Consider the following 10,156-nt stretch of genomic DNA (forward strand, 5'->3'; position numbering starts at 1 on the left):
TTTGAATTAGAGAGGTATCTAAACAACTGATATTCTGAATCTATCGATAAATATTCCGCAGAAATATTTATTGCAATGAGCTCTAAATCAGATAATTTTGGTTTAATTGGTTTGAAATAAAAATTTTCTTTGATGGTTAATTTTCTTAATTCCTTTAAAATAAAATCGTAAATTGCATCTAGGTTATTCATAACGTATTAGATTGATAGTCAATACAATATACGAAATTTTCGTATTATGAGTAACCTTTTTTATAATGCACTACGGGTATGTTTTTTTCATTTGTTTTGTTTTAATATTTATATGTAGTGTTACAGAATGCACACGCCTCTAATAGCAAATGATTCTGATTTTCAGAAAAAGAAATACAATCTTTATCTCGTACTTGAAGTGTATAAGATAATCTGTTGTGCTTGTATTTAAAGGTCAATTACATCGGTGGTGGCCTGGCAAAAAATGAAGAAAAATCATGAAATTCTCGTTGGATCTCAATATTTCTTACAATAATGTTTTCAGCATGCAAGACCTCTGAAAGTATAAAAACAGAATTTAATAAACAATTTTTGTTTTTCTTATCCAATTGATGACTGGAGAAGACAAAGTTTACCTTGGTATTTTGGTATTCTTTGTAAGTACTGTCGGGCGGAATTTTTTTGAAAACCCATAGAATCTGGGGCTTCTTTTGGATAACATATTTTGGTTTTGCAGCAAGTAAAATATGTTTTTTGACTTTCCTTACAGACTGCTTATTTAGATGAACTGTTTGAGATTTACTGCCGTCATTCTGATAAGTAATCGTGTAATTGTCGGATTCTGAAAAATTAACTACTGTAGTCCCTGTTGATACAAAAACAACAGCTTTCTCCTCATTGCTTTTTTCTAAAGTAGATGATTGATTGATAGAATCCTTAGCAGATTGCCCAAAAGGGAAGATGCCCAATAAGCAAATTGCTGTAAAAATAAATTTATATACAGCAACAGCAAGGCTTCTATCAATTTGTTTAACCCGTAAGAAAATCATCATTTGTGTTTTGCCCTCTATAAAGCGAGACAAATATCAGATAATGCTAAACGGATCACAAATTAACGACTATCACACAGATATCACAATTTTTAAACGTCTGAAAATAAGAGTTTTATACATAGGTTGATACTCTATTCTTTCCAGTACTGTAGATTGATAAGAAAAATAGCATCTTTGCATTGTGCTTTTTAATGGCTTAATGCATCTATATCTATAACCATATGTGAATGGAATTGCTGCACTTCCTAACAACTCAAGATCACATAAAATTAGATATTAGAGGTTTCTCATCCATTTTGCTAAATCTACATCAGATGCTATATTGTATTTTTTACGAAGTCTGTTTTTCCGGATTTGAACAGCGCGAACCGTGACATGGCTATATTCTGAGATATCTTTCGTACTAAAGTTCAGATAGATCATGGCACAAAATATCAGTTCTGAAGTTTTTATAGATTCATCAATTGCCTTTAATTTGGAGATAAAATCAGGGTAGGGTTCTTTGAATAGGATAATAAATTGAGGATCATTGCGTTTTCCAAGCAGAATCAGTTCATTGAAATTATTACTGTTTCCTTGCTGGAGCAGATTTTCTACAAGACTCTCTTTTTCATTCAACGCATCTGCAATCTGAAGTAATTTTATTTTTTCTTTTCGGTTTTTCCAAAATAACAAAAAAATGAGACCCGTAACAAAAACCAGAATCAGAACAATAGCGTTCGTATATTTTGCTTTTTCACTTTTCAATTCTGCATACTCCATTTCTAGAAAGCTGTGTATAACAAGCTCTGCTAACCTGGCATTTTTAGCATTTAAAGAATCATTGAGTTTCTGGTATCTTTTTAGAAAACCAATCTCTTCCTTTTCATCCAGTTTATTTCTGCTGAAATAGTCTGCCAATACTTTGTTTACTAGTTTTTCTGCGTATTTATTCTGAAGCTGTATTGTATTTTGAAGCGCTTTACGGTAATATTCAACTGCCGCAGTAGTATTTCCATTAGCATCTTCCCAGTCTCCATAAGCTTCCAAAGTCTGATAAAGGTAAGGACTATCATTTTCAGAAAGTACAGTCATTGCGCTATCAATATATTTTCGAGCTTCAACCGTTTTGTTACGTAATAGATATTCTTTTCCTATTGCGATATATGTGGTGCTTAAATCGTAACAAATACCGTTTATATTATTTTGAGGGAAACTTTTCAATATTTGTCTTTGAATCATCAGATGTTTCCAGACAGAGTCGCGGCGATTTACCTGCGAAAAAATTTCAGCTATATTTTGATGAGCCCATAAAATAGACCTTTTTTTCTGTAACGGATCTTTGACCTGGCTAGAAAATTTGAGTTGTTTGTAAAACTCTCTTAATGCCAAATCGTTCATTTGAAGACTACCATAGATTCGCCCTCGTAAGCGATGGGTTTCTACCTGAGCATTTATATATTTTAAAAAGAAAGATTCTTTTTCTGCATTCTCAAGATAGCGTAATGCATTTTTATAAATGCCTGTTTCTGACAGTGCTTTGGCAATAAATAGGTTTGCCCGAATAATTCCCTTAGAATCAGATTTTTTTTTCGCTAATTGTAATGCATTATCAGCTGTTTTTAATGAAGGAATGTATTGATGATCAGCAAATTGCTTTTCAGATAAATCGAGCATTTGGTCAATACGAAGGTCCACTTGTGCGGAGGTAAAAAAAAAGAAAAAAAGAAAAAATGCGTGGATTGTTTTTAGGGTACATTTTTTAATTGCGTTTAATTTTATCCGGACTTTCATCATATCTTAAAATATCGATTAAAAAATAAGTGTAATATTGACGATTATCTATAAATATAATCGTATTTTTCACAAAAATACATTTCTTTTTCAGAATCTATTTTAAAATTAGAAAAATATAAAATTTTATCTGGTTATCCACCATATTCCATCAATGAAGACTCAAATGCTCTTCATAAGATTTACAAAGCATGATGTTATTTATCAGTTTATTAGTGCTCCTTGTGGTAAAAATAGGCACTGTAAATAAAAAAGTATCATCACAAAAAATAGTGCTCAAATCTTCGTAACAGATATCGATTCAACCATTTTATGATCAACCATTTTAATACATATGCTATCAAAATTGACTTACAAAATTAAAATTTAGACCTAGAAAGTTATGACTACTTAGCTGCTGGTAAAAAGATCCTATCCTACATCGATGATAATTAAAAATGCTTCTCATTAATTTAAAATCATTCTTAACAAAACATTGCATAATTTTACTTCGTGAAAAAATGGGTATCCATAGTATTACTTTCCTTATTTTTGGTTTCAACAACTGAACTGTATCAGTTGCTGAAAATGCCAGTCCTTGTGGAGCATTTCTTAGAACACAAAGTAAAAAATAGAGATATTACTTTTATCGATTTTATAAAAATGCATTATGATGACCCTGTGAAAGATGCAGATTATACCACAGACCAAAAACTGCCTTTTGTAGCCCATTCTTTGCCGCTTACTCTTGTATTTACTATAAATCCAGAGTTCATTATTGAAATTAAAAAGCATATACCATCGGATACTGATAAAAAAACTTTTTCCGAGGATCATTTATTCTATAATAAAGATGCTGTAAATTCTATCTGGCAACCGCCAAAAAACTGTTAAAATCTTTTCGTTTTTATTTTTCGTTTTTATAACGTCAATCGTATTGTGAACAGTGATGTTGATGGTATTCTTAGTGATATTCAAAACTAAGATTATCAACGGTATTTCACCATCTGCTCGTGCTTACTATTTCCTTGTCTGCTAAAAACGTATTCAATTTCAAAAAATTTTAACAGAATTATTTATGCTAACAAAAATTATTGAGTTTTCTGTAAAGAATAAACTCATTATTGCATTACTGGTATTCGGACTGATTGGCGTAGGCTCATATCAGGTGACCCAATTACCAATAGATGCCGTACCTGACATTACCAATAATCAGGTTCAGGTGATAACAACCGCTCCTTCATTTGGAGCTACGGATATTGAAAGATTAGTCACTTTCCCCATAGAACAGGCGAACAGTAATATTTCGGGGATGAAAGAGATCCGGAGTTTTTCACGGTTCGGACTTTCTTTAGTGACCATTGTCTTTAATGATGATATTGATATATATTGGGCAAGACAACAGGTTGCAGAGCGTCTCCAGCAGGTTCAAAACCAGATTCCACAGGATGTTGGAACGCCTAGTTTAGGACCTATTTCCACAGGTCTTGGTGAAATTTATCAATACGTTGTCCGTCCTAAAAAAGGATACGAAAACAAATATGACATTACAGAACTCAGAACACTTCAGGATTGGATTGTAAGAAGACAATTGCTTGGTGTAAAAGGCGTTGCGGAAGTCAGCAGTTTTGGTGGAAAACTGAAACAATATGAAATTTCCGTTAATCCCGATCAACTCAACGCTTACGGAATTACCATTACCGATGTGTTCGATGCATTAAAAACCAATAACCAGAACACAGGCGGTTCTTACATCGAAAAAGGGCCGACTGTTTTATATATTCGAAGTGAAGGATTGGTTGGAAATCTGGAGGATATCAAAAACATTGCGATCGCCACCAAAAACAATGATGTTCCTTTATTTATAAGAGATATTGCAGACGTTCGTTATGGTTATGCTACAAGATTTGGGGCAATGACTTATAATGATAATGGCGAAGTTTCTGGTGCCATTGTGATGATGCTGAAAGGTGAAAACAGCAGTGAGGTGATCAAAAATGTAAAAGCTAAAATTGAGCAGATCCAAAAAACATTGCCAGAAGGTGTTGTGATAGAGCCCTTCTTAGACCGAACCAAAATGGTAAACAATGCCATTGGTACTGTTGAAAAAAACCTGATGGAAGGCGCATTAATTGTCGTTTTTGTGCTGGTTCTGTTTCTGGGAAATTTCCGTGCCGGTTTGTTGGTTGCCTCAGTCATTCCTTTGGCAATGCTTTTTGCAATTTGTATGATGAATCTCTTCGGCGTCAGCGGAAATTTGATGAGCCTTGGTGCGCTGGATTTTGGGCTGATTATAGACGGCGCCGTGATTATTGTGGAGTCAGTAATGCATCAATTTACCCACAATTCAAAATTCCGAAAAGCATTATCAGTTTCAAAGCAGGAAATGGACACCATTGTCATCGATTCTGCAGGAAAGATGATGAACAGCGCTGTTTTCGGGCAGATTATCATCCTTATTGTGTATCTACCAATTTTAACATTACAAGGGATTGAAGGTAAAATGTTTAAACCAATGGCACAAACAGTTGCGTTTGCTTTATTGGGCGCGTTTCTGCTTTCGCTGACTTATATTCCGATGATGAGTTCTATTATTTTAAGCAAAAAAATAAGCCACAAAATGAACTTCTCAGACCGTTTAATGGCAAGGGCTGAAAATTTATATCGTACAACCTTATTGAAAGTTTTAAGAATACCAAAAACCATTTTTGCTGTTGTCATTGCTCTTTTTGTTTTATCCATCGTGATTTTAAGCAGAATGGGCGGCGAATTTATCCCGTCATTAGAAGAAGGAGATTTTGCTGTAGATACCAGAGTTTTACCCGGAAGTAACCTCAAAACTACGATTGAAAGCACACAAAAAGCAGCCCATATTCTGAAAACCCGCTTTCCAGAAGTTCAGAAAGTAGTTACCAAAATAGGAAGCGGCGAAGTTCCCACAGATCCAATGCCGATGGATGCTTCTGATATGATGGTAATTTTGAAAGATAAAAGCGAATGGACTTCTGCCAAAACTTTTCCGGAGCTTTCCGAGAAAATGAGCAAAGCTTTGGAAGACGTTCCCGGAATTACGGTGGGCTTTCAGTATCCTGTACAAATGCGTTTTAATGAATTAATGACCGGCGCAAGACAGGATGTTGTTCTCAAAATATTCGGAGAAGATCTTGATATTTTGGTTAAAAATGCCAATCATCTTGGGAAAATAATCAATACCGTAGAAGGAACTCAGAATCTTTATATAGAACCTGTTTCTGGTCTTCCGCAGGTTATTATTCAGTACAATCGTCCGGTTATTGCGCAATATCATTTGTCGATTGGAGACATCAACAGAGTCATCAATACCGCTTTTGCCGGACAAAGTACCGGTTTGGTTTTCGAGGGCGAAAAACGTTTTGATATGGTGGTGAGATTAAACAGCAATGACCGTAAAAACCTGAATGACGTGAAGAATTTACTCGTCCCTACTCCATCAGGTAATCAGATTCCGCTTTCGCAGCTTGCCAATGTTGATATTAAAGATGGACCGAACCAAATTCAGCGGGAGAACGGACAGCGAAGAATTGTAGTAGGTTTTAACATCAAAAACCGCGATGTTCAGGCAATTGTAGAAGAACTTCAGACTAAGGTAGACCAACAATTAAAGCTTCCTCCAGGATATTACGTTACCTACGGAGGCTCTTTTGAAAACCTCAAAAATGCCAAAAACAGACTGATGATTGCAGTACCAATTGCTTTGGTTTTGATTTTTGTGCTGTTGTTTCTGGCGTTTAATTCGGTGAAAGAAAGTCTTTTGATCTATACAGCGATTCCGCTTTCTATCATTGGAGGCGTATTCTTATTGGCTGCAAGAGGAATGCCTTTCAGCATCAGTGCTGGTGTAGGATTTATCGCGCTTTTTGGAGTTGCTGTTCTCAACGGAATCGTACTTATTTCCGAATTTAACCGACTCTATAAAAGTGGAATTAAAAATATTGTAAGAATTGTGGTAGACGGCGGAGAAGCCAGATTAAGACCTGTGTTGATGACTGCTTTTGTGGCTTCATTAGGATTTATCCCGATGGCAGTGAGTAACGGCGCGGGTGCAGAAGTTCAAAGACCATTGGCAACGGTGGTAATAGGCGGACTTCTGATTGCCACATTACTCACCCTTTTTGTGCTTCCTCTGCTTTACGTAATTATTGAAAAAGGATTTAAAATGAAAAATAATCACAAAAATATAATAACGCCCATTCTCATTATTTTCTTTGTTTTAACGGGAAATATGATGAATTCTCAAACCAAAGTCACTTTAAATGAAGCGGTTGCCATCGCTTTAAAAAACAACAGAGGTCTTAAAAGTGAGAAATTGAAATCAGAATATGCAAAAGCTTTGATAAAAACTTCTTCAGATATTCCTCAGACAGGAATTTCTGCGGATTACGGGCAAATCAACAGTGCTTACCGTGATATGAAATTCGGGGTTTCCCAGAGCATTTCATTTCCCACCGTTTACAAGAGACAGAAAAATCTTTACACAGAAGAATGGAAAAAAAGTGAGCTCAATATTTCATTGAAAGAATATCAGCTGAAAAAAGCCGTCACACTCACGTTCTACAATATTTTGTATTGGCAGGAAAAGGAAAAAATCCTGAGTGAATCTTTAGATTTTTATTCTCAATTTCTGGATAAGGCTAGTTTAAGACTAAAAAGCGGCGAGAGCAATATTTTGGAAAAAGCGACTGCTGCCAATCAAAAATCAGCTATTGAAATCCAGATCAAACAGGTGAAACAAGAACTCAGAACTCTGCAGCTGCAATTGCAATGGCTTTTGAATTCAGAAACAGAAGTAATTCCTGATGGAGAGCGTATTTTTTCTCTTTCGAGTCTTCAAAATGATGTTTCCAGCAATCCTTCATTAAAAATACTGGAACAGCAAAAAAACATTGCCGCTCAGCAAACGGCTCTGGAAAAATCTAAATTATTACCTGGTTTGCAGCTCGCTTACAACCTCAACAGTTTTCGTGGGATGGGCGCAGATGATAAGGTGTATAATGCTTCACCACAATTTCATTCGGTTCAGGTCGGCGTTTCAGTTCCGATATTTTCTGGCGGACAGAAAGCGAGGATTCAGGCTTCAAAAATTGCAGAATCTGTGACCGAAAATGATTTTCAGAACGCGGAGTTTACATTAAAAAATCAATATGAAAAACTAGCAGAGATTCAGCAAAAAAACCTGGAAATTGTTTCTCAGTACGAGAAATATGAACTGAAAAATGCCCATACGATTCTGGAAACCGCCCAAAAACAGTTCATCAACGGAGAGATCAATTATCTGGAATTTGTAATGCTTGCCAACCAGGCGATCAGCATCAAAAACAATTATACAGATGCCGTTTGGAACCTCAACGAAAGTATAGTTGAGCTGGAATATATTACTTTAAATCAATAAATTATGTTAAAATCAATTCAAAATAAATATTCGGTTTTATTAATAGTTGCCGTCTTTTTTACGGTTCAGTGCCATCAAAAAGAAGAAACTATTATAAAACCAACAGCTCCTAAAGATGAAACTACGGTTACATTGACTGATGCTCAACTCAAAAATACGCCGATAGAAACAATGTCCCTTTCTGTGAAAAATATTTCTACGGTGCTCAAAATCAATGGAAAAATAGACGTTCCGCCTCAGAATTTGGTTTCGGTAAGCGTTCCGTTGGGTGGTTATCTGAAAAACACCACTTTGCTTCCGGGAATGAAAGTAAGTAAAGGACAGGTGATTGCAGTAATAGAAAATCCTCAGTTTATACAGCTTCAGCAGGATTATTTGATGGCAAAATCTAAACTTCATTTCGCAGAACTGGATTATAACAGACAGAAGAAGCTGAACCAAAGCCAGGCAAGCAGTGACAAAGTAATGCAACAAGCACAGTCTGAGATGAACAGCCAGAGAATTATGATGAATACATTGGCAGAGCAGCTAAAACTCGTCAATATTAATCCCGGGAGTTTAACTTCAGGAAGTATCCGGAAAAGTGTTCCTGTGTACAGCACGATTAACGGTTTTGTGAGTAAAGTGAATGTGAATATCGGAAAGTTTGTGAATCCGTCTGATGTTTTGTTTGAGCTCATCAATCCTAATGACATTCATCTGAACCTAAAAGTGTATGAAAAAGACCTAGAAATGCTGAAAATAGGACAACGATTTACTGCCAATACCAATACGCAGCCGGAGAAAAAATACGGTGGAGAAATTATTCTGATCAGCAAAGATATCAACACAGACGGAACAGCAGATGTGCATTGCCATTTTGAACAGTACGATCACAACCTGACTCCCGGAATGTATATGAACGCTGAAATAGAGACCGAAACATCATTTTTCAACGCGCTTCCTGAGGAAAGTATCGTCAATTTTGAAGGCCAAGATTATGTTTTTGTAGAGGAAAAAAAGCAAACGTATCAATTGATTCCGGTAACGTTGGGAGAATCTGAAAACGGTTTCATTCAAATCAAAAACTTTGAAGATTTTAAGAACAGAAAAATCGTAACGAAAAATGCCTACACGCTTTTGATGAAGCTAAAAAATACGGAAAGTGAAGAGGAATAATTCTGTTTCAATAATTTAAAAATAAATTCAAAAACTTAAAATAATGAACAAGTCAATTTTTAATCTAAAAAATATTTTAACTGTACTGTTGTTGCTGTTTATCGGCATTCAGTTTATTGATATTAAAAAGAATATCAGCCAAGATCAATCTGCCAATGCAATCGGAAATCATTATAATGTACCTCCAAAAATTCAGTCGATTTTAAAAACAAGTTGTTATGACTGCCATTCCAACAACACCTCTTACCCTTGGTACAGCAAGATACAGCCTGTGAAATGGTGGTTGGCAGATCACGTTAATTCCGGTAAAAGGCATCTTAATTTTGATGAATTCAATTCTTACAGCCGCGAAAAAAAGCTTGAGAAACTGGATGAGATCGTAAAAACGATAAAAGAAGGCGAAATGCCGCTCACTTCTTACACGGTGATTCATCAGGATGCAAAATTGTCTGCTTTGGATGTGTCTGAAATAGAAAAATGGGTAAATGAAACGAAAAAGGACGTTAAATAATTGATTACATTTAATTTAAAATCATTCTTAGAGCCTGTTTAAAAATTAAATTAGAAAAATTTGTAAGGAGTGGATCTGTAAAAAAATAATTTAAAAAATTGATTGTCAGTTGTTTATGTAGATTATTTTTCGTAACTTGTTGGTAACTAATCAATTAAGCTACGGTGAAAAATTACTCTACAAACATTTCTGACAATCAATGGCAATTTATAAAAAAGACTTTAAACTTCAATAACAGAAAACGAAAATATGATTTAAGAACCATTTGGGATGCCATTATGTA

6 protein-coding genes and 1 pseudogene are annotated in these 10,156 nt (G+C 35.1%); 4 read left to right on the forward strand and 3 right to left on the reverse strand.

All coding sequences use genetic code 11. From position 1 onward, the window contains the following. The 3 genes and pseudogenes from F564_RS19575 to F564_RS20345 form a co-directional block, all read right to left on the reverse strand. A pseudogene (locus F564_RS19575) lies at positions 1 to 191 on the reverse strand (IS982 family transposase); the annotation flags it as partial. Between the two features lie 239 nt (positions 192 to 430). After that, positions 431 to 1,024 (reverse strand): hypothetical protein, encoded by a 594-nt coding sequence (locus F564_RS0116855; RefSeq protein WP_028123635.1) that lies wholly within the window; start codon positions 1,022 to 1,024, stop codon positions 431 to 433. A gap of 276 nt (positions 1,025 to 1,300) precedes the next feature. Then, positions 1,301 to 2,800 carry a tetratricopeptide repeat protein gene (locus F564_RS20345; RefSeq protein WP_076605686.1) on the reverse strand — a complete coding sequence of 500 codons (1,500 nt, stop codon included), beginning with the start codon at positions 2,798 to 2,800 and terminating at the stop codon, positions 1,301 to 1,303. Between the two features lie 489 nt (positions 2,801 to 3,289). Between F564_RS20345 and F564_RS0116865 the strand changes: the two genes are divergently transcribed. From F564_RS0116865 to F564_RS0116880, 4 genes are all read left to right on the forward strand, one after another. Next, positions 3,290 to 3,670: a hypothetical protein gene (locus F564_RS0116865; RefSeq protein ID WP_028123637.1), complete on the forward strand. Its 381-nt coding sequence runs from the start codon at positions 3,290 to 3,292 to the stop codon at positions 3,668 to 3,670. Positions 3,671 to 3,854: 184 nt separating this feature from the next. Continuing rightward, positions 3,855 to 8,204 carry a CusA/CzcA family heavy metal efflux RND transporter gene (locus tag F564_RS0116870; RefSeq protein ID WP_028123638.1) on the forward strand — a complete coding sequence of 1,450 codons (4,350 nt, stop codon included), beginning with the start codon at positions 3,855 to 3,857 and terminating at the stop codon, positions 8,202 to 8,204. Between the two features lie 3 nt (positions 8,205 to 8,207). Further along, entirely contained in the window at positions 8,208 to 9,362 is a 1,155-nt protein-coding gene (locus F564_RS0116875) for an efflux RND transporter periplasmic adaptor subunit (RefSeq protein ID WP_394330639.1), read from the forward strand. Between the two features lie 43 nt (positions 9,363 to 9,405). Next, positions 9,406 to 9,873 (forward strand): heme-binding domain-containing protein, encoded by a 468-nt coding sequence (locus F564_RS0116880; protein WP_028123640.1) that lies wholly within the window; start codon positions 9,406 to 9,408, stop codon positions 9,871 to 9,873. Positions 9,874 to 10,156 lie beyond the last annotated feature (283 nt).

The sequence above is a fragment of the Epilithonimonas tenax DSM 16811 genome, from assembly GCF_000428485.1.
GTDB classification, from domain to species: Bacteria; Bacteroidota; Bacteroidia; order Flavobacteriales; family Weeksellaceae; genus Epilithonimonas; species Epilithonimonas tenax.

Coding starts and splice junctions, on each gene's coding strand:
- F564_RS0116875 (WP_394330639.1), top strand. CDS start 8,208: ATGTTAAAATCAATTCAAAATAAATATTCGGTTTTATTAATAGTTGCC.
- F564_RS0116870 (WP_028123638.1), top strand. CDS start 3,855: ATGCTAACAAAAATTATTGAGTTTTCTGTAAAGAATAAACTCATTATT.
- F564_RS20345 (WP_076605686.1), bottom strand. CDS start 2,800: ATGATGAAAGTCCGGATAAAATTAAACGCAATTAAAAAATGTACCCTA.
- F564_RS0116855 (WP_028123635.1), bottom strand. CDS start 1,024: ATGATGATTTTCTTACGGGTTAAACAAATTGATAGAAGCCTTGCTGTT.
- F564_RS0116880 (WP_028123640.1), top strand. CDS start 9,406: ATGAACAAGTCAATTTTTAATCTAAAAAATATTTTAACTGTACTGTTG.